The 18,853-nt window shown below is 64.5% G+C and carries 19 protein-coding genes and 2 pseudogenes; 3 read left to right on the plus strand and 18 right to left on the minus strand.

The window, feature by feature from the left end:
- Positions 1-1,267: 1,267 nt before the first annotated feature.
- Positions 1,268-3,103, minus strand: coding sequence for an LGFP repeat-containing protein (locus tag AIIKEEIJ_RS28975; RefSeq protein WP_338021031.1), 1,836 nt, complete (start codon positions 3,101-3,103; stop codon positions 1,268-1,270).
- Between the two features lie 82 nt (positions 3,104-3,185).
- On the opposite strand from AIIKEEIJ_RS28975, the gene AIIKEEIJ_RS28980 reads away from it, so the two are divergent.
- Both AIIKEEIJ_RS28980 and AIIKEEIJ_RS33800 read left to right on the plus strand, forming a co-directional pair.
- Entirely contained in the window at positions 3,186-3,650 is a 465-nt protein-coding gene (locus AIIKEEIJ_RS28980) for a hypothetical protein (RefSeq protein ID WP_161997124.1), read from the plus strand.
- A 332-nt stretch (positions 3,651-3,982) separates the two neighbouring features.
- Positions 3,983-4,624 carry a ScbR family autoregulator-binding transcription factor gene (locus tag AIIKEEIJ_RS33800; RefSeq protein WP_161997125.1) on the plus strand — a complete coding sequence of 214 codons (642 nt, stop codon included), beginning with the start codon at positions 3,983-3,985 and terminating at the stop codon, positions 4,622-4,624.
- Positions 4,625-4,727: 103 nt separating this feature from the next.
- Here the strand turns inward: AIIKEEIJ_RS33800 and AIIKEEIJ_RS28990 are convergent, their stop codons facing one another.
- From AIIKEEIJ_RS28990 to AIIKEEIJ_RS29030, 8 genes and pseudogenes are all read right to left on the minus strand, one after another.
- Positions 4,728-5,648, minus strand: coding sequence for an S-4TM family putative pore-forming effector (locus tag AIIKEEIJ_RS28990; protein WP_161997126.1), 921 nt, complete (start codon positions 5,646-5,648; stop codon positions 4,728-4,730).
- Entirely contained in the window at positions 5,645-6,499 is an 855-nt protein-coding gene (locus tag AIIKEEIJ_RS28995; protein WP_161997127.1) for a CBASS oligonucleotide cyclase, read from the minus strand. Before AIIKEEIJ_RS28995 ends, AIIKEEIJ_RS28990 begins: the two co-directional genes overlap by 4 nt.
- Before the next feature lie 16 nt (positions 6,500-6,515).
- Positions 6,516-7,019 (minus strand): hypothetical protein, encoded by a 504-nt coding sequence (locus AIIKEEIJ_RS29000; protein WP_161997128.1) that lies wholly within the window; start codon positions 7,017-7,019, stop codon positions 6,516-6,518.
- Complete coding sequence (locus tag AIIKEEIJ_RS29005; protein ID WP_161997129.1) at positions 7,019-7,435, minus strand: hypothetical protein; 417 nt, start codon at positions 7,433-7,435, stop codon at positions 7,019-7,021. The genes AIIKEEIJ_RS29000 and AIIKEEIJ_RS29005 overlap by 1 nt, the downstream gene beginning before the upstream one ends.
- Before the next feature lie 52 nt (positions 7,436-7,487).
- Positions 7,488-8,384 carry an AAA family ATPase gene (locus AIIKEEIJ_RS29010; RefSeq protein ID WP_161997130.1) on the minus strand — a complete coding sequence of 299 codons (897 nt, stop codon included), beginning with the start codon at positions 8,382-8,384 and terminating at the stop codon, positions 7,488-7,490.
- A 266-nt stretch (positions 8,385-8,650) separates the two neighbouring features.
- Positions 8,651-8,917, minus strand: a pseudogene (locus AIIKEEIJ_RS29015) (hypothetical protein); the annotation flags it as partial.
- A pseudogene (locus tag AIIKEEIJ_RS33380) lies at positions 8,815-9,801 on the minus strand (DNA-methyltransferase). The pseudogenes AIIKEEIJ_RS33380 and AIIKEEIJ_RS29015, both read right to left, overlap by 103 nt.
- Positions 9,728-10,633, minus strand: a complete 906-nt coding sequence (locus tag AIIKEEIJ_RS29030; RefSeq protein ID WP_072816358.1) for a hypothetical protein — start codon at positions 10,631-10,633, stop codon at positions 9,728-9,730. The pseudogene AIIKEEIJ_RS33380 and the gene AIIKEEIJ_RS29030 overlap by 74 nt, the downstream one beginning before the upstream one ends.
- 211 nt (positions 10,634-10,844) lie before the next feature.
- Here AIIKEEIJ_RS29030 and AIIKEEIJ_RS29035 point away from each other — a divergent pair, with 211 nt between their 5' ends.
- On the plus strand, positions 10,845-11,087 hold the full coding sequence (locus tag AIIKEEIJ_RS29035; RefSeq protein WP_139281969.1) for a hypothetical protein: 243 nt from the start codon (positions 10,845-10,847) through the stop codon (positions 11,085-11,087).
- A 265-nt stretch (positions 11,088-11,352) separates the two neighbouring features.
- On the opposite strand, the gene AIIKEEIJ_RS29040 is transcribed toward AIIKEEIJ_RS29035, so the two are convergent.
- The 9 genes from AIIKEEIJ_RS29040 to AIIKEEIJ_RS29080 all read right to left on the minus strand — a co-directional run bounded on the left by AIIKEEIJ_RS29040 (position 11,353) and on the right by AIIKEEIJ_RS29080 (position 18,203).
- The gene (locus tag AIIKEEIJ_RS29040) at positions 11,353-11,670 is read right to left on the minus strand and encodes a hypothetical protein (protein ID WP_072815215.1); all 318 of its coding nucleotides are present in this window, start codon (positions 11,668-11,670) and stop codon (positions 11,353-11,355) included.
- A gap of 41 nt (positions 11,671-11,711) precedes the next feature.
- On the minus strand, positions 11,712-11,978 hold the full coding sequence (locus AIIKEEIJ_RS29045) for a hypothetical protein (protein WP_072815214.1): 267 nt from the start codon (positions 11,976-11,978) through the stop codon (positions 11,712-11,714).
- Positions 11,979-12,308: 330 nt separating this feature from the next.
- Positions 12,309-12,887: a recombinase family protein gene (locus AIIKEEIJ_RS29050; protein WP_161997143.1), complete on the minus strand. Its 579-nt coding sequence runs from the start codon at positions 12,885-12,887 to the stop codon at positions 12,309-12,311.
- A gap of 158 nt (positions 12,888-13,045) precedes the next feature.
- Complete coding sequence (locus tag AIIKEEIJ_RS29055) at positions 13,046-13,834, minus strand: hypothetical protein (RefSeq protein WP_161997131.1); 789 nt, start codon at positions 13,832-13,834, stop codon at positions 13,046-13,048.
- 34 nt (positions 13,835-13,868) lie between these two features.
- Positions 13,869-15,083 (minus strand): helix-turn-helix domain-containing protein, encoded by a 1,215-nt coding sequence (locus AIIKEEIJ_RS29060; RefSeq protein ID WP_161997132.1) that lies wholly within the window; start codon positions 15,081-15,083, stop codon positions 13,869-13,871.
- A 215-nt stretch (positions 15,084-15,298) separates the two neighbouring features.
- Entirely contained in the window at positions 15,299-15,526 is a 228-nt protein-coding gene (locus tag AIIKEEIJ_RS29065; RefSeq protein WP_161997133.1) for a ribbon-helix-helix domain-containing protein, read from the minus strand.
- A 186-nt stretch (positions 15,527-15,712) separates the two neighbouring features.
- Entirely contained in the window at positions 15,713-16,705 is a 993-nt protein-coding gene (locus tag AIIKEEIJ_RS29070) for a DUF2637 domain-containing protein (RefSeq protein WP_161997134.1), read from the minus strand.
- Positions 16,706-16,881: 176 nt separating this feature from the next.
- Positions 16,882-17,265, minus strand: a complete 384-nt coding sequence (locus tag AIIKEEIJ_RS29075) for a ParB family protein (RefSeq protein ID WP_161997135.1) — start codon at positions 17,263-17,265, stop codon at positions 16,882-16,884.
- Complete coding sequence (locus AIIKEEIJ_RS29080; RefSeq protein ID WP_338021032.1) at positions 17,262-18,203, minus strand: ParA family protein; 942 nt, start codon at positions 18,201-18,203, stop codon at positions 17,262-17,264. The genes AIIKEEIJ_RS29075 and AIIKEEIJ_RS29080 overlap by 4 nt, the downstream gene beginning before the upstream one ends.
- Between the last annotated feature and the right edge of the window lie 650 nt (positions 18,204-18,853).

The following is an 18,853-nucleotide window of genomic DNA, read 5'->3' on the forward strand; positions in this document are numbered from 1 at the left end:
CAAACACCACTCGCCGAGCCTAGAACCAGAGCCGTTAGTGCGTGAAATCAGAGACCGATCCCGACGAGAACCAGCAGGTCACAGACGTGAGCCGTCGATCATCCCGAAAACGTGAGCCAACTCGGGTGAGACCCGGAGACCTGCTATTAGGATAGAAAGATGTGACGATTCCGGACTGCGTAATCAGATACACGATTGACTCCGCGATAACGCGCAATGCGATCACATGCCGGCGCACTTCTCCGGGCGCCCACATACGACACCTGCGGATAGCTATAGAAATCAGGATCTACCTTCGTGCGCTCCGCAAGTTGTATCAAATTGTCATAACAGGACTTCCCCCCGCTCCCATGAACATCGTAAACATGAGCGCAAACAGAAACACTCCGGCCGCAAACGACCATGCAAGCAGCCTTAAATTAGGCCACAAATAATGAATTGCTAAGGCTGCCGTTATCGCCGGGACTCCCGGGACTACCCATTCATCGATAAGCACACTCTGGATTGCTGGAGATACCTTTTGAACCAGAATCCAGAACAGGCATCCGAGTATCGCGCCCAATATGCACTGTGCGACTCCCACAAATCGACGAGCGCTAATTAATTTCTTACCGTCCGGAAGATCACCCATCCGAAAGTCCAATCCTGTCTATTGGTTACCTATTTCGACCAGGCAATCGCGAGCCGCCCGAGCAGACTCCCCTCCATCAGAGAATGGCATGTCGATCGGTGTCCATTCCGTGGAATCCTGAGCTACTCTGTCAATGTGTGAAATTGAGAAATTTTGATCATCAGCCGGGTGGACGATTGCAATAGACCCATTATTCTGCACGTTCCAATTGACACCTAGTCCCCATAGTCCCTCTCGAATAAACCCTTCGGTTGTCCTGAACCTGATCGCCACAACGTAGTAATGCTCGTATGGAACCGAAACTCGGCTACGGATCCATCGGTCCTCCACCGCAACGGACGCCAATGGCGTAAGGCCGCCGATCACTGACCTGCCTATGATTTGATCTGTTACTGACGTGTCCACCGAGAGGCACTGGGAGTTTTCCGGTTCCCGGATAGATCTAGCAATCGCCACCACCATCGCCGTAATGGCGACTACTGCTACGGCGAGTGCTGCTAATTCCAGTGTCGACCACTTGCGCGGTAAGTTCACTTCTCCTCCATTCGCCTCCTTAGAACAACTTGCGGTGGGCGCCTTTGATACACCCGGGTGGTCAATCGAGATGCCCCCGATTGACCACCCCTCGCACAGCATCTACGGATGGCGTAGCGCGATCAAGTCATTGGTGTTGGGGTTGGACAGATCGATCGTCCGGGGGTCAGGAACAATCCGGGCTTCTCGCGCGTACTGAACGCAGGTAGTATGGATTCCATCCGGGTTGTCCTCGTTTCGTAGACCGACATCAATGCCCGTCTTGTTGTTGTATCTGTCCATCATCCCAGCTTCCTCACTCCCTGGGACATCGAGTTCGTGAGCCGTCCCCATCTGCCTGGCAAAATCCGCATTGGCTCGCTCGGTGCTATAGCCCATCCACATGCAGTGACGAGCAGCATCCGTCCGGTTGTCTTCCTCACCATTCCTCTCGGGAAATGCCTCTTTGGCCTGTTTGATAGACACATCAACATATGGTTTGGCGCGCATGCAGTCGACCGGATTTGCTTCACAAACCTGGCGCTGCTGAATTCCAGTTCCCCACCATCGCTGAACCTGATCTGCGATCTTGCCTGGCGCTTCCGTAACGCTATCCGACACAGACTGGATAGGAAAGGCTGTGAACGGCGCGAACTGGTAAGTGATCTCAGCACCGCTTGCAGACACCTGGACATTTACGAGCTGCCCGCCAGCATCGACAGCGATGGGGTGGCCTACTGCGCCAAGTACGACGCCAGTGGGGCTCAGGAGGTTAACACGTCCGCTTCCGCTCTGGAGGGTGTAGCCCGAGGGGAGTGCCAGGGCCAGCTTGAATGTGCTTGAAGCTTGCGCTGTCGTGATATCGAGGCCGATCTCGACAGCATTCGATTCCATCGGACGGAATTTCACGTCAAGTCCGTCGCCGTGCAAGACGATGCCGTTTGAGAGAGCGGCTGGCTGGAGCGGGGCCGCAGAGGGAACCCCGAAGTAAAGTGACAGGCCTGTCGTTCCCAGCGGAAGCTGGAGCCCAGGCGAATAGATACGCCCGTTCTGAAACTGCTGCTCCACGGCAATATTCGGATGCGATACCTGATCTGAGATTGGGTATCCGTAGGTACCTTGCTCGTAGCCGGCTCGTTCCCACTGCGTGAGGAGGGGGCCACTGATTGGATGTGCTCCGTGTGCGGGGTGCCAGTAAATGACCCCGCGTTCGAAGCGGTCCATCTGGCCTTGACCGTCGGGCAGGCCGATCTGGTCCTGGATGGGGTAGCCGAGGAGAGTGCCCCCCGGCGCCAAGCCACCGACCGAGTTGTACTTGTCGCGGAGCGGTCCGTTGCGGATGGCGGAGCCGATCGCGTTCTGGAAGGCGACGTAGATGGCGCCCTCCTGGAACTCCTGCCGTCGACCACCATCAGGGAGAACAACCTCGTCGGTGGTGGGGTACTTCAGCCATCCGGCTTCGTAGCCGTGGATCCCCCAGCGGTTGAGGAAACTGTTGACCACCGGGTGCGCGCCGGTGGCGGCGGACCAGTAGATCGGGCCGTTGGCGAAGGTCACCCGCTCGCCGGTGCCTCCGGGGTTGACGATGTTCCCGCTGGTGGGGTACGACAGGAAACTCGCCGGCCCACCGAGGCTGTTGTACTTGTCCCGGATCGCCCCGCACACCTGGAACCACGAGGGCCAGTAGACCTGGCAGCTCGAAGCGGTCAGGCTGCGGGAGGACCTCAGGCCTGCCTCGGCGATCTCGGCCTTGTCGGCGTCCTCCTTGGTGAACGGCGCCGGGACCTCTTCGCGGTCCGAGCGCATCTGCCCGGGCACCAGCGTGGATTTCGGGTTCTCGGTGGGGTGCCAGTCCGGGTCCGGTTCGGCGGTCTTGGACGAGCGGGCCGGATCGTCCGGCGGCACCGGCTGGTCGGCGGCCGGCGGGGCCGGCCGCAGCTCGGCCGGCAGCGGCGCCACCGTCTCCGCCGGCGGGACCGCCGGTGCCTGCGCCGGGGTGGGGGCGGGTGCCGTCTCGGGTCGGGCTGTCTCCCGGCCGTGCGTGGGCGCCGACTCTGCGGTCGGGACCGCCGCCGGCGCGGGCACGGCCGGTGGGGTGGTCTCGCACGGCGGGGCCGTTGCCGACGTCGTGGTGGTCGGTGTCGTGGTGGTCGGGGCCGCGGGCGTGGTGGGGGCTGCGCACGGATCCGCGCCGGCCTCGGGTGCGGCGGTCGCGGGTGTGGCGGCCGGCGCGCGGTCCGGTGTGCTTGCCGGCGCCGAGTCCGACTGCGTCGTGGTGGCCGGGGCCGACTGCGTCGTAGTGGCCGGAGCCACAGGAGTGGTGGTGGGCTGGGCCAGCACCGTCGTGGGGCCGGTGGCGACCAGCAGGGCGGTCGTGCCGGCGAGCACGCAGCGGGCGGCCCACCGGCGTCCGGGCGTGCGCGGGGCACGGCGATGGAGCGATTCCATTCAAGACCTACCGTCTTTCGCAGGAACAAGGACCAGCGGTGGCGCCATCGCTGCCTGAAACCTAACCGGTTTCCCACCAACCACACTGGTATCGGATAACGCTTTCATTACATAAACCGTTTGACCGGTATGTTCTGTGATGCGGCCTCGCCCCGGTACCGACGCGAGTCCCTGACCCCCCGAGGACGCCGGTCGGCACCGACCTCGGCGCCGACGCTGCCCCGGTCCGTCCGCGCGGGGGCGGATAGGCCAGGCGCTCAGGGTCTCGGCGGAGACGGCGGCGCAAGGTGCGTTTCCCCGCTGCCCGTAGGCTGTCCGGGCGGTCGGACGTGGGGGCCGCTACCGGGATCCGGAGGGAACGGCGCCGCGAGGCGGGCGGGAGGAGGGGTGGTGGGGACCACGCAGCACCGGGGCCGGGTCACCCGGTTCCACTTCGTCACCGTCGCGGCCGAGTTGTTCGCCGCCGCCGGGTATCACGGGGTCAGCACGGGCGAGATCGTCGCCGCGGCCGGCTCGAACAAGGGCGCGCTGTACTACCACTTCCGCTCCAAGGACGACCTCGTGGCGGCGATCATCGACGAACAGCACCGCCGCTCGATCGCCCTCGTCCAGCGGGTCACCGCCACCGACGCCGCGGCGCTCGAGCAGATCGTCATGCTCAGCCACGCCCTCGGCGAGCAACTACAGCAGAGCGCGCTGGTGCGGGCCGGGCTGCGCCTGTCCACCGAACTCGCCGACCGCACCCCCGTCCACCCGTACCGGGACTGGATCACCGCCTGCCGCACCCTGCTCGACCGCGCCGCCGCTGACGGCGATCTACGCGAGGGTCTGGACCTGGATGCGGTGGCCCGATTCGTGATCGGGGCGTTCACCGGCATTCAACAGCTGTCCGGGCTGCTCCCCGACCGCCCCGACCTGCCCCGGCGGATCGACGAGCTGTGGGACTTGTTGCTGCCCACCCTCGTCGCCGACCCCGACCGGCGCGACACGGTACGCCGCGCCCGCTGGGCACCCCCGATCCCCGTCGCCTGAACTCCACTCCCTCGGAATCCGCCCCAACCCGTCTGCGCCGGGCCGCCCTCCTGCCCTCCCGCGGCCGGCCGGCCTCATCGGTGGCGGGCAACCACTGGCACGGCTAAGTGGCATCCTCAGATCGTTCACCAGCCCAAATGCCCTTGAAGTGCTCGGCCTCGACTTGATGATTGCTTTCGTACCGGCGGCGAAGTCGATTATAGAAACGTTCGGGAACACGGGCGGAGTCGAGACGGGACCTGAAGATCTTGTCTTGCCGAGTTCGCAGCTCCTCTGCCAGTTCGTTGAGTCTCTCCGGCGAAGCGGTGTGGGGGGTGAGGCCCTGTAGCGCGTCATCGATCCGCTCGCGGAGTTCGATCTTGGTTCGAGCGACGGACCGCTGCTGCACAAGGCTCCGCAGGGCGAGGGCTGCTGCGGGCAACGTGGGCGCGATGTACCAGGCCAAGAGTTGCCACACAAACCACTGCGCAGCGAGAGAGACGATCAAACCAACAGCGAGCCATGCCGACAGGCCTGCGACGAGCCTCCAGGCCCACGCCTCACGCTGGTCAGCGTCCCAGATCAGGTTCTCTCGCTGGCAGAGCGTCTCTGCGATGGGCGAAGGGATGCCCCGTACATCGAGATACCAGTTCCGCTTATCTCCCTTTCCGTACCGCGCTGCGGCATCCGCGACGTCCACGAGAGGAACCGGGCGTCCTAGGTCCGGATTCCAGGGTATCTTGAACAACGAGGTATCGAACTGCTCTTGGATGAGCACTGCGCGATTGTTGGAATTCTTCGTCACAAGGGGCCAGACGATCTCCGTCAGCACAGCGAACACCACGCCGATAATCACGGCGGCAACTCTCAAGTCCGGGAAGAGAACGGCCGCTAGGCCCGCCACACTGAGAATGAGTGCCACACCCCAACGCGCCGATTCGACACGTTGGGCCTTCGCGTGCTCCACATCAGCAGCTTGAAGGAGTCTGATGTGCTCGACATCGTTCTGCCGATCGTTGATGTCCTGTACCGCTCTAGCGTTCATGGACGCGGCATCCTCCCGCCGAATAGACTGCGCCATAGTTCAATTGCCGATTTTTCTTGCCCTTCGGACTCTGCGAGAATCGCCTCCTCGGCAATCTGGAGCCATGAGCGGAGTACGCGTTGAAGGTCCGTACGTTCCGAGGCAGGCACACCGGCGTTGACATCGCCTCCGAGTTTGGCGGGGTCAGGCCAGTCGTCGACGATCTGGTCCGCGGCAGAGGCGAGGAAGAACCTGATCTCGTCTTGGTAGCGCCCCAGCCTGGGTTCGACAAGGTCGAGGGCCATGACCTCGATCAAGAAGGATGGGTTGAGGGGCTCCCCGGCTTCCCTGTTGATGGCCTTGAGCATCTTCACGAGCGGAACGAATTTGCCGTCGCAAGCAGCGTTTTTCTCGGTCACCATGCGCGCGTGCTCGTGCGGATTCGTATCCATCCACTCCACGCCGTTCGGGATGCGGAAGCCGGTTTCGGTGGCGAATGCCGGTGCGACCTCGTACGAGGCGACGTCCTCGCCGGCATACGAAATCAGGGCGACAGTATCGTCGCCAGTGACATCCGGCCATCGAGTGGACAAGACTTCGACGAGTGCCCTTACGGCCGCCGTTCCGGTGCCTTCGGCGAGGTACGCTTGGGGGCCTTCCGGGTCGATCACCACAAAAATGTCGACGTCCTTGAGTTTCTTGGTCTTGGTGTGCCGGTCGTAGCTGCCCGTCAAGAAGTCATCCGTCAGGGTCCATCGTGTGCGGACGTGGTCGCGGACGAGCTTGTGGCGGCTCTGTGCAAGGTTCTGTTCAGACGTAGTGATCTCGAGGTTGCTTTTCAGTGCGGCGAACGCCGTGTCGACCATCCCCATGGGAACTCCTTCTCAGTCAGCTCATGTACACACGGGCCGAAGCGGTCGCGTCGGGGGCCGTGGCCAGTGTTCCGATGGTTCGTGATCTCAGGTTTGCCGTGGACGCGCTCGACCCCGGGCTCCAGCCCGGTTGCGGGGTGCGGGGTCCGTTGAAGGCGCAGAAGAGCTTGAACGTGGTACCAGCAGGTACAGCCTTGAGCTTCGCGAGGTATCTGAGCATGGAGGCGTTGTCAGCGGTGAATCCGCGATCCCCGAAACCCTTCGCGGTATAGGAGACCGGGAACTCGAAAATCGGATCGACAGTCCCGGAGTGGTGGCATTCCACTGACACCGACGCGAGGGACCCTTCAGTGATCCATGCGGCGATTGCTGCGGCATCTTGATCCCAGCTCTGGTAGAGACGACTGGCCTCGATTCCGAGGGTGGCGAGGATGTCGGCGATCGACGACAGGATCACGTCCGACAGATGCGTGGCTGTGTGAGCTCGTGTGTAGGTGTTGGTGGAGGTCGACGTACTCATCAGTTACCTCCCACTCTGCGTAACGCGGTGGCGTCGATCGTTGCGGTCGAGGGGGTCCGCGCTTGGGCCTGGTAGGTCGGGGCCGGAGCTGTCGACACGTGTTCGTTGTCGGCGGCGGCGGACTCTAGTGCGCCTTCGAGATGGTCAGGGGAAGGAATATGCAACATCCAACCGTTGGTGGCCGAGGCACCTCCGGGAATAGGATCGAGGTTTTCCTCCACGGTGAACGCGTTGTCACCTCTGACGATTCGGATCGAGACGTACATGCCGTCATCGACGAGAACCAGCGGCACCTGGTCCAGATAGCCGCCCGCGGCAAGCGCGGAACCGATTCCCTGGAGCTTGTCGAGGCTGGCGGCCACAGATCCCTCGGGAACAGCGCTGCTCCGCTCGAGCGTGTCTGCAAGCAGCTGCACAACTCTGCTCCACGCGTCTGCGGCCGTACGGACCGGAGATCCGGCGATTGTCCTACTGCGCTGCATGCTCTGCCTCCAGCTCGTCCAACACAGCAGCTTCCGCGGCCGCAAGTAGGTCTTCGATTTTCAGTTCGTTCGGATCGAGTGTTACCTCGAGACGGCGCAGCATCGCATCGGTCACGAGTTTTCGCACAGTCCGGCCGTCACGACCGGCCAAGTGGGCCGCGACCCTCCGCAGTTGCGGATCCCCCGCCAACGCGCCCAGAGCCCGGTACTTGGTCGCGAAACCCTGCAGTGCGTCGGTAAGGATCGCATGGACCGCCTCTTCGTCCGGCAGCGGCATCAGCACCGTGATGTCGGACCTGGAGAGAAACGCCTCGTCGAGCGCGGACGTGAAATTGGTTGTAGCGACAGTGAACAGATGTGGGAACTGGGAGGTGTTCTCGTCCAGAGCGGTCAGGACGGCATCTGTTGCTCGATGCACATCTGCAGGGTTCGCAGACAGGGAAGCCGCTCCCCGTGCCACGGCCATGGACTCGACCTCGTCCAACAACACGATCGTCGGTACCCCGTCGTCGGCCAGCGCAGGAATGATCTCTGTCAACAACTTCGTCACCCGCTGTTGGCTCTGTCCGTGCTCCGCGCTCATCAACCCATGGGGGTTCACCTCGATCAGGCGGGCACGTTTGGGACCCACCACGGCAGCCATTTGTTGTGCCAGTCCGCGCGCGAGCGTAGATTTCCCGGTCCCGGGGGGACCCGTCAGCACCGCCAAACCATGCAGCGCAGTGACGTGGAACGGAAGCGTCGTCCGCAACTCCAGACTCAATACCGCGGCGCGCAGAAGCCGATCCTTCACGGATCGATCGACCACGATCGAGTCCCACAATCCTTCGTACCGAGGCAGCGGCACCAGTTCGTTGCGGACCACGCATTCCGCTACATCCATCTCATCACCTCCACAGTTGAGCAGCGCGGCAGGTGAAGACGACGAGGCGCCGCGCTGCCAGGCCGAGTGTCGAGCATGGCATGGACTACCGACACAGAAGGGGCTCGCAAGATGACCGAAAGGGGATTCCGTCTCTGGTCACCGTCGCGTTAGCGGCCAGGTCAAGCATTGCAGGCGGCAGTTGCCTTCCCTACTGGGAAGCTGTTTCCACGTCGTGATCGGATTCGGTACGGTCCGACTCTCGCGGTGCTGCCCGGAGTCCAGGGTCAGAGCAGTCGTCGGAGCCGGGCGGCGTCTTCGAGGTCGTGGCGGAACCGGTCGAGGGTGGCGAGGGTGTACATGCCGTCGATCTGCTGGTCGACCCACAGCTGGTGGATGCGGCGCAGGTCGGCCTGCCGGGATTTCCAGCCGATGCCGTCGATGACCGCGATCATGAACTGCCGGGGCAGGCGCACATCGGCCATTTCCTCGATCTCGCGGACGGCGTCGGTGAGTTTGCTGCCGGTGGAGTCGAACCCCTTGGCGGCGACGACGGTTCGAGTAGACGGGGTCGATCGAGCCGAGCCGAGCCGGTCGTGGTCATGCCGGAGAACGGGTCGAGCACGATGTCCTGCGGCCGCGACGAGGCGGCGATGCACCGCTGCGGCAGATCGACCGGGGTACATCGCGAAATGGCTCGCCTTCGACGGCCGGACCGGCACCCGCCACACGTCGCCCGGGTTGGAGCCGTTCTCGTCCCGGATCGCATCCAGGTCGACAAGTACGACCGGCTGCGGGTGAGCAGGAACAGGTGCTCGTGCCGGCGGGTCAGCCGATCACGCACCGACTCCGGCGTGCCGCTCGGCTTGTGCCAGATGATCTCGTTGCGCAGGAAACCACCCCGTCCGCCTGCAGCGCCAGCGCGAGGTGCCACGGGATTCCGAGCAGACTCTTGCGGGGGCGACCGAGGTGGTGTTCACCCGTCGGGCGATCACCCCGACCGGTGCCCGCGGCCGGCCGTGCCGGCGTCTGCGTGCCCGGCGTAGGTGTCGCCGATGTTGACCCACAGCATGCCGTCGCGGCGCAGCACCCGCGCGACTTGCCGGAAGACGCGGACGAGCGTGCCCACGTACGCCTCCGGGTTCGACTCCCTCCCGAGTTGCCCGTCCCGACCGTCGTAGTCGTGGAGGTTGAAGTTCGGCGGACTGGTCACCGCCGTCTGCAAGGCATGTAGATCGCCTTTCGTAACGCAGGTGGGTGAGCGCTGCGCGACAGCCGCTTCCGACGGGGCGCCGGCGGCTGCGGCGCGTGTCCTGCTGCCGTGGTGGGGGGGGGGACGGCGTGACCTGCACGAACGGGGCCGATCACGTCGCCTGGGTGGCCGTGCGCACCTCGCGCAGCTCGGCGCGGAGTTCGTCGGCGCGCTCGCGGGCGGCATCGGCCTGGGCGTGCGCGGCCGCGGCCTCGGTGCGGGCGGCCTCGAGGTCGGCGCGGACCCGGTCGGTGCGCTCACGTTCGGCGGCGGTCTCGGCACGGGCGGCGGCAAGGTCGGCGCCGAGCCGCTCGATGGTGGCTGCGGCGGCCGCGGCCGCGTTGTCGGCGTCGGCGCGCAGGCGGGTGAGCTGGTCGCGGTGGTCCTCGGCCTGCGCGGTGAGCACGCCGATCCGGTGCTCGAGGTCGGCGACCTGGGCGCGGTGGGTCTGCTGCGCCTGGTCGAGCTGCCGTTGCCACCGCTCGGTCGCCGCGGCGTGCTCGGCGGTCAGGGCGGTGAGCCGGTCCCGATGCTCGGCGTGCAGCCGGTGCAGGGTCTGCTCGTGGTCCCGGCGGGCGGCCTCGAGCCGGGCGGTGGCGTCGGCGGCGGCGGTCTCGGCGGCGGCCGCGGCGGCGTCGGCGTCGGCGCGGTCGTCGAGGGCGGTGCCGAGTTGTTCGCGCAGGGCGGCAATCTCGACGCCGGCATCGGCGCGAACCTTGTCGGCGTCGGCCTGGATCCGCCGCAGGTGCGCATCGAGCGCGGCCGGGTCCGCCAGCAGCTCGGTCGCCGCGGTGATCGAGCGGGCCACCTCGGCCAGGCGGTCGACGGCGGCGGCGGCCTCCTGCCGCAACAGCGGGACCGCCTCGGTGAGCGTGGTGATCGCCGAGGCCGGATCGGTCGGCGTCGCCTGCCGTTGCTGGTCGGCGCGGGCCTTGTCCTTCTGCCGTTGCCTCCAGGCCCGCACCCGCTCGGCGTCGGAGGCGTACTCACGCCGCCGCCCACCCTTCGCGTCCCCCACGTCCCTACCTCTTTTCCGCCGGTCGATGTCCCCACAATCGTACCATAACGTTTCGTAACGTACTTTACTTGATACGTACGATTGGCGGGTCTCGGACACCCGGAAAGCCGCCGCGGCGGCGCGGGGGGCGCCCCCCTCCCCGCGCCCGCCCCGCGCCCACCCTGTGAACGGCTCCGGCACCGGCGGAACGATGCCACGGAGCGGACACGGCGTGACCCTGGTCGACCTGCGGCGCGCCGCGGTCGACCACACCATCGACACCACCGGCGACGGCAGCGGCACAGGGAACGGACGGGAATACCGGCACCGATGGGTGGTACGCGGCCACTGGCGCCAGCAACCACACGGCCCACAGCGCTCGCAGCGACGACCGGTCTGGATCGAATCGCACCTCAAAGGCCCGGCCGGCGGGCCACTACTCGCCACCGACCAGGTCAGAGTATGGCGGCGATAACCGTTTCCCGCCCCGGACGCCGGACACAGCGGGGGACCGGCGACCGGCCCCCGGCCCTCATCCCGACCACTACAAAAGGTCAGCGGCCCCGGCGTCGGGGGGAGAGGCCGGGGCGCCCGCGCGTTCGGGGAGTTGATGCCGGATTCGGAATTTCTTTGATTCCGTCCGTTCCGGTATCGTCCAAGTCGATGTCTCGTGTCGAGGCCGAGTTCGCGGGGCCTTCCCGGGATTGAGGACTGGGCCTTGGCGCACCGACGAGTGCGTCTCAGCGGATTGCGTTGTCCTTGACGTACAACGTGATGGCCTCCCGCATGACCTCGGCCGCTCGCCGGCCTTGCGCCTGCGCGATCGCGTCGACCTGCTCACTGACCGCGATCGGAAGTCGAACCTGCCGTCTGGGCGATTCGGTGCCGGGCTCGGCGTGGGGGTCGAGACTCGGGCGTCCGGCGTGCGCGCGCGCCAGCAGCGCTCGCCCCACCTCGGCGGCCGCTGAGCCCCGTCGCGCCGTCTTCGAGTTCTCCGGGAGGACCATGTCGTCCTCCGCCCATCGAGCCGCGTCCTCGTAGGTCTTCTTCTTGGTCATTGCTTCCTCCATTCCTGCCGCCCGCATGGAATCCGGCTGCATCAGTCCTCCAACCGTTCGAGGTGCTTCTTGCGGGCCTCCATGACGTGAAAGATCGTCACGTCGCGGCGACCGACCTCGACCATCACTTCGAGCCACGGCGCTCCCAGTCGGCGCTGAGGACCGATGAACAGGGTGGGCCGGATCGTCGATGGAGGCCGCGGCTCGTCGAACTCGGCCTCCATGTACTCGGCGTGCGCGATGGCATACTTCGCGTCCTCAATGTCGATTCCGTGCTTGAGGGCACTCTCGGTCCACTTGATCGCCATAGTAATACTGTACTACAGAATTGGCTATTTGTGTACTACACAATAGGTATTGGGTGGGACGTCGTGTGTCGGCACTGGAACCCGCTGGTGCCGTGAAACGCCAGTTCCGCGGGGTTGACTTGACGGGTGTTGGCCGGACTCGGGGTTTGTGTGCCCGTGGTCGGGCGAGCTGTGCGGAGATAGACTGAAGGCCCCGGGGCGGGTTCTTCAACACGGTGAAACGAACCTGGACGACGTGGGAACCGACGTTCCGGCCGTACCCGCGGCTTGAACCGACGACGCCCGAGAAGGGCGTTGCCGAACCACTTCACCGAGGTTGTTCGACACGCTTTAACGACTCTGCCGCCGGTTCCGCTCTCGTTGAATCTGCATGTACACCCCGGCTCGGCTGAGGCCGAAGCGTTTCTGTAGCTGGGGGACGGTCTCGGTGCCCGAGATGTACAGCTCGTAGATCCTCTGGCGTTGCTCGGCGGTGAGTTTCGGTCGACCTCCCGGGTATCGGCCTGCGGCCTTGGCTTGCTCTCGCGGTCCGGTCAGACGCAGCTCGTAGATGCCGGCCTCGAACGCGGGAAAGATGCTGGTGAACAGTTCGAACGCCGTTCGTCCCGTCTCGGTTGCGGGATCGTAGACGGTGCCGCCGACACGCAGGCGGGCCTGCCGGTCGCGGATCGCGGCGGTGACCTCGCCCAGTTCGGCGGCGGAACGGGCGAGCCGTTCCAGGCTGGTGACTACCACCGTGTCACCGGGATTCAACGCATCGAGCATGCCGGTGCGGTTCGGCAACTCGTGTCTGGTGCCCTTCAGTCCGGTGTCGATGTGGATACGGCGCGGGGCGACGCCGAGGGATACGAGCTGTGCTCGTTGCTCGTTCTCGTCTGATCCTTCGCCGGTTCGGGCGTATCCGACCATCACGGCGCTCACTCTAGTTCAGTTGACAACATTGAAGATTGGACCCCGTCTTCTGGATCGGGAAGCTACCGGTGGTTATCCGGTGGCAAGCCGGTGGCGTAGCCAGTGGCGCGGCAGAACTGTTCGTGTCAGGACGCAACAGTCGTCCGCTTCCCGAGTCAGCTGTCCACGGTGGAGAGGTAGGCGATCTGTGCCCGGAGGTTCGCGGCCGCAGCGTCCAGATCGTTCGCAGTGATCTGCGCGTTGAGGGAGGCGACATCGGCGGCGGCTAGATGCCGGGAGAGACGGTCTATCACAAGGGTTCCCACGGCCAGCTCCTCGGCGGCCCGCCTTTCTTCGGCCAGCCGATGAACCCGGTCGAGGGCTTGCTCGACGAGACGAAGCGAGACGGCCCGCTCGATGAGCGCGGAGCGACTGTGCGCGAACGCGACCTGCCGGCGATCCCATTCCTGCCGCACGTAGGAGTCGGGGCCGGTGTGGGCAGGCACCTCCGGTGTTGCGCAGCGAAGTTGCAGCAACTCGTAGGTGGTTGCAGCGAAGTCGTGCAACTCCATGTGCAGGGCGACAACCGAGCGGTGCCCATATGCAACCGGATGCTGCCAGGCCGGGTGCATTGCGATCCGATCGACGATCCCCTCCACCACGGTCAGCAACCGGGTCTCGTCGTTGTCGAGAGTGGCCGGCCACCGCAACGAGGTTGCGGCCGACTCGACCACTCGCACCTCGTCGGCGCTGAGGCCGAGGCCACGGCCCTGCCACCACCGCCGGCGCGGGAGTCTGCTGTAGTCGATGGACCCCCCGGCGCGGACCACTTCTTCGAGCCTGCGTTGCACCGGCTGCGGCACCGAACTCCAATTCACCACGATCGCGGTGCGCGGTAGACGCTGCGGGTATCGCAGCTGGTCACCGACCCACTCGCGTGCTGCCTCATGCGCGGAATCTGCCACGGAACCCCCTCCTACTCCAGTATCGGTGCGGGTGTTAGGCGGTGAGGGGTTCCGGTTCGGGCACGAACTGCTGCTTGACCAGCTTGGCGATGGCGAACGTGGGCGTGCCGTCCTCGAACAGCTCTCGCACCCGATCCCTAACACTCGCGCCGCGGTACCCGTCGTCCTCCAGTGTCCAGATCAGGGCTTTGAGCTGGTGGGGGCCGTCGATGTCGGTGGATCGACGGGTGGTCGGAGCCGTGGCGGGAGTTTCGGCGTGCTCGTCGCGGGTCTCCGGTTCGCTGGACGATTCGGCGGTGTGTGTCGGCTCGGTGCGGGACTGCGTATGGGGCTGTGCGCTGGGGAATGCTTGCTTGATCGCCGTGGTGCGTAGTTCGTCGGCGGAGACGCCGAACGGTGCGGTGTCGGGCTCGGACATGGCCTTGAGGAACTTGGTGAACGCGCTTCCCCAGCAGCGCCGGTTCTGGCCGGGTGTGGACATGGTTTTCCGGAACTGCTCGACCGCAAGGTCGAGGTGTACCCCCAGCTTCTTCGCGGTGGCGCGGTTGGCGTTGTTCGGCTGCCACTGCGGGTGCAGCGGCATCGGCTTCGGTGTGGTCTCACCGGTGCGGCGCTTGCGTTCGATCAACCGTGCCGAGAATTCGCCGGGCGGGGCGGCAGCTGCGCCCGAGGTCGTTTCCGCGGAGGTCGAACCGAAAGAGATCTCTGTATGGGTTGTTGGTGATGGGTTGTTGGTAGGTGGTTCTTGTTCGCCTGCGTTGTGGCGCACCCCCCCGGTGCGTTGTGGCGCACCCCCCCCCTGCGTTGTGGCGCACCCCGGTGCGACCTGCGGGGATGCGGGGCTCATGTTCACGACATAGAGGTTGGACGTCTGCTCGGGGTGTGCCTTGTCCGGCCTGTCGAGAACCCAGTCACGCCTGTCGGCGGGATTGCAGAACCGGGGGCGGACGTCGTGGATGAGGCCGGCTTCGCGCAGTTCGGTGATGTACGGATCGACGGACCTTCCCTGGCGCATCCTGAGGCGCTCGGCGAGGGTTTCCTTCTTCGGCCAGGCCCACCCCGTGTGGTGGTCGGTGAACTTCTTCAGGTGCGCATACAGAGCCAAGGCTTGTGGACTGAGGTCGTACTCTTCGAGGACGGTGAGGTCGATTAGAACGAACCGCCGCGAGTTCTCCGGAAGAGAGTCGCTGGTCTGGTCCGACCGATCGGGAAAGGTGCTGCCGCTGCTTTCGGGCGGGGCGGTGGTCATGCTGGGTCCTCTCGTGGAGGAAGACCGGAGACACGCCCGTCTTGGGATGGGTCCCAAAGTAGTCAGGTGTTCAAAGAACCTGTAGCATTACCGGTGTGTTGGGCCAGGTACGTGCTTCTCTACTTTGGGATCCTCTCCCTTGAGAGTGTGTATCTGATCTTCAATTTGCTGAACCCCTCGGCTGCCAACCGGGGGGTTTCGGCTTTTTCTGGGGCTTAGCTCGCTTTCTGCCGGGTTTCGGCGAGGTAGTTGTCCACTGCCTGGCGGATCAACTTCGACACCGTGAGTCCTGTCTGGCGGGAGAGCGCTTCGAGCTCTTCGTCCACAACATCGGGGAATCGCACCGAACGACGTGGTGATTCGGGCGTTTCACTGTTCGGGTTCAGCCGGAGCTTTCGCTTGGTGTGAGGTGCGTACTTGCGTGGCTTCGGCTCCGTCGCCATACCTCTCCCCGTCCTCCCCCGACTCGCTGTGTGCGGGCATGACCCTACACCGCTGGGCCACAGTGCGTCGGACACTATTCGGGTTCGGCGTGTCGCGCCGTGCGCGAGATTCCAGCTGACCAGTCGTTGGGCTCCGGGAGGCTGCACTGGGCCGGCCTCGGTGCGCACCGAGGCCGGCCCAGTGGTTCAGACTCGCTCGGTTTCCCGGTTGCGCTCGCTTGCTTCGGCCGTGGGCAACGGTGGCACCGAAAATCCCTCGGCTTCGGCGGCGTCCCGGAACTGCCGCCAGCGGCGACTGACGGTGGATTTGTCGATCTTCAACCGTTGCGCAACGTCGATCTGCTTCAGTTGCGGCTCGCTCACGAGCATCGACGCCACGATCTTGACGGTTTCGTGGGAATCCGAATCTTCGAGGAATCGCAGCAACCCGTCCCGGGTCTGCGGATAGCCGTTGCAAGTCGCACCATCGGAGCGAGGCAGGGTGTTCTCGGCAACGGCAACGGCGGTTCCTGCCCCGTCTGCATCGTTGCGTTCGGACGCCTTCGTAACCGGCAGAGGCGCAACCGCTTCCTCAGCGGGATGCAACTCCGGACGGCGCACACTCGTGGTAGTGCCGGTCTCGTGGTCCCAAGGGGTACCAAGGGCGGATGCTTCATCCTCGACGTTGACACGGTGCTGCACCGGATCTTCGTCCGTTGCGACGGCCCGGTGCTGGGCGCGTTCGTCGAGGACAACCTGCAACAGCATCGTGAACAGGTGGAACAACGCCAGCCACAACAGCGGGAAGATCGCCGCGATGATTGCCGCGATCCACGGGGTTTGCGGGATGAAACCGAGATCCTCCCCCGCTGCCACGCGGGCGAGGTTGCGATCAGCCATCTGCCACGAGTGGTAGGCGTTGCCGATCACGCTCAGTGCGACGGTGACGATCGCCAGTGCCATGCAGTACAGGCGGGCGTAGTTGTATTTGCCGGACACCCGAAAGATGACATAGCCGGCCGTTGCAGCAGCCTGTGCAACATCGATGGCAACCGGTGCCATCCACGCCCGCCCTGGTTGCACGTTGATCTCGATCGCCAGAGCGCGCAACGCATCAAACGAGAGGGTGAACGCCAGCGCTGCGAGAAACAACGCCATCGCTGCAACTGCTGCGATGGCCAGCATCTTCGAGTGGCTCATCGGCCGATTCCTGCGCAACGGGGCCTGGGACTGGGTTGTATCGTCGGACATGACCTGGGGATCTCCTATCTGGTGGTTTTCCTGGTCAGGGCGTCCTGCGGAGCGGCAATTCCTTGCAGGACGCCCGTCATTCCTGTGAATGCAAGCAAAACAGGCATTGAAAGCGTTGGTTGGCTTCAGGTGTCAGCGAGCGGTCGACCGGGAGAAAGGGGCGCATCGACTCCCTCGAACGGTTTCCCGCCGTTGTGCAGTTCGGACCGTCGCCGGACTTCTTCCGCAATGGCCTTCTCGACGAACTGTGACCAGTTGCGGTCGGCTTCGGCTGTGCGTGTGGCGTTGAAGGCGAGGCGGGCCTGGGTGTACACCGTCGGGGCGATGTACACTGTCACCGCCTTGTTGCTCTGCTTCTTCTCGGGTCGCTCAGCAGGTTGCTCGACTGGTTGCGCGGGTGGTGCAACGTTGCGGTGCTTTGCCTGCAACCCGGACAGATCTCCCGTGACCTGTCGTGCGCCGGACGAGACGCGAGGCAGACCTGAGAGCTTCCGGCGCGGCTCGGTCACGATGCTGCCTCCTCGGCTTCTGCTGCGGTCATGCGGCGCACGACCTCTTCGGTGATGCCCACCAAGTCGTCCGCAACGGACGTGGAGGACTGGGGTGCGAGGGCTTGAGCTTGAGCCTCCCCGCGCAGGACCTCGTACCACTTGGGTCCGTTGCGAACCACGTCGTCGAGTTCGTGGACGAGCAGTCCCCGTTCTCGTGTTGCTGCCGCGGTGGCTTCGGAGTGCCGCACCGTCTTGTCGAAGATGGCGTCGGTGCTGCCACCGAATGCCTCAGCGATTGCGTCTCGAGCGTTCTGTTGAACTTTGGTTGCGGACGTGCCGACACCCGTGAGCACAACGCCGAGAAGGTCGAGGTCGGGATTGTCAGCGAGGACCGCATTGAGGCGGTTCATCACGCCGGCCATGCCCTTGCGGCTGGATGCATCGCTCTTGACCGGGATCAGAAGCCATCGTGCTGCGGCCGCAGCTGCCGTCTGCAACGCTTCGTCGCCGGGTGGGCAGTCCAGCAGGATCATGTCGTACTGGTGCGCGATCGGTGCCAAGGCCATTGCAAGAGCGAGTTTCGCTCCTGCTGGGTCTTTGGATGCTCTCGAGGTGAGTGCTGCTGTTGCTGCTTCGAGGTGGTGCCCGCCGGGAGCGACGTCGAGATTTGGCCGGACATCGCGAACCGGCTCGAGTGGGCCGCCGAATGCGAGTGCTTGCGCAAGGTTGCGTCCCTCGTCGTCGAGCTCGGTGTTGGTGTAGCCGAGATCCTCGGCGACGTTACCCTGAGGGTCGAGATCGACGAGTAGAACCTTGTAGTCGGAAGCGGCGAGTAGGCCACCGATATTGGATGCCAGTGTTGTCTTGAACACTCCCCCTTTGCTGTTGATGAGCGCGACGACTCGTCGTAGCGCCATGGCGTCGCGCTTGAGGGACACCTTCTCGCGTGTGACCACTGCACTTCCCTTCCTGTCGTAGCAATCAATGCAGTCTTTGCTTCTTTTGCCAGCAAAACCGGCATTCCTGGTGAATCGGTGTCACCCAGAGGGTTGTAGGCGACTCATCATTGCTGGCAATGAGAACATTACCAGGTATCACCGTAATGCAAGTATTACTTGCATCAGGCAGACTCCACGGCAATACCGGCATTGCTGGTATTGCGTACCCGCTGCTCAAGGAGGTGGAAAGGTGAGTCGGGGCGATCGCCCCGGCTCGGAGGATCCTGCGTGGTCGAGCAATTGCAAGTATTGATGGCGATGATGTTCACTGTCGGCATTGGCGCCTTCCGTGCACGGGCCGGCTACAGCGAAATTGCCTGTAATGCCATTTCGATGGGGTCTCCGCATCAATGCCAGTATTGCTGGTCCGGCCGGCCTTGCCGGGGCCTATTCGTGAATCTCGCGGTGGGGGCGAAGGTGGATACCGGGGGGAACCTGCGCATGCGGTGTCGTGCATCACGGGTACGGGGGTGGTGTCAGTCGGTACGATACCGGCCGGTCGGAGTTCCGGAGTCGTCGATGGGGAGTCGGGGGAGCGGCAGTCGAAGTGATTGCTGCGCTCCCCTCGAATCGATGTGTGTGCGCCGCGTTCTCCGAGAGGGGAATCG

It is taken from the genome of Rhodococcus sp. YH1, from assembly GCF_009939605.1.
GTDB lineage: Bacteria > Actinomycetota > Actinomycetes > Mycobacteriales > Mycobacteriaceae > Rhodococcus > Rhodococcus aetherivorans.

What these genes read in the sequence shown, in the direction of transcription:
- AIIKEEIJ_RS29050 (WP_161997143.1), bottom strand. Translation starts at nt 12,887, where the DNA reads ATGGTCGGATACGCCCGAACCGGCGAAGGATCAGACGAGAACGAGCAA.
- AIIKEEIJ_RS28990 (WP_161997126.1), bottom strand. Translation starts at nt 5,648, where the DNA reads ATGAACGCTAGAGCGGTACAGGACATCAACGATCGGCAGAACGATGTC.
- AIIKEEIJ_RS29045 (WP_072815214.1), bottom strand. Translation starts at nt 11,978, where the DNA reads ATGGCGATCAAGTGGACCGAGAGTGCCCTCAAGCACGGAATCGACATT.
- AIIKEEIJ_RS29010 (WP_161997130.1), bottom strand. Translation starts at nt 8,384, where the DNA reads ATGGATGTAGCGGAATGCGTGGTCCGCAACGAACTGGTGCCGCTGCCT.
- AIIKEEIJ_RS29065 (WP_161997133.1), bottom strand. Translation starts at nt 15,526, where the DNA reads ATGGCGACGGAGCCGAAGCCACGCAAGTACGCACCTCACACCAAGCGA.
- AIIKEEIJ_RS28995 (WP_161997127.1), bottom strand. Translation starts at nt 6,499, where the DNA reads ATGGGGATGGTCGACACGGCGTTCGCCGCACTGAAAAGCAACCTCGAG.
- AIIKEEIJ_RS29000 (WP_161997128.1), bottom strand. Translation starts at nt 7,019, where the DNA reads ATGAGTACGTCGACCTCCACCAACACCTACACACGAGCTCACACAGCC.
- AIIKEEIJ_RS29040 (WP_072815215.1), bottom strand. Translation starts at nt 11,670, where the DNA reads ATGACCAAGAAGAAGACCTACGAGGACGCGGCTCGATGGGCGGAGGAC.
- AIIKEEIJ_RS29060 (WP_161997132.1), bottom strand. Translation starts at nt 15,083, where the DNA reads ATGACCACCGCCCCGCCCGAAAGCAGCGGCAGCACCTTTCCCGATCGG.
- AIIKEEIJ_RS29070 (WP_161997134.1), bottom strand. Translation starts at nt 16,705, where the DNA reads ATGAGCCACTCGAAGATGCTGGCCATCGCAGCAGTTGCAGCGATGGCG.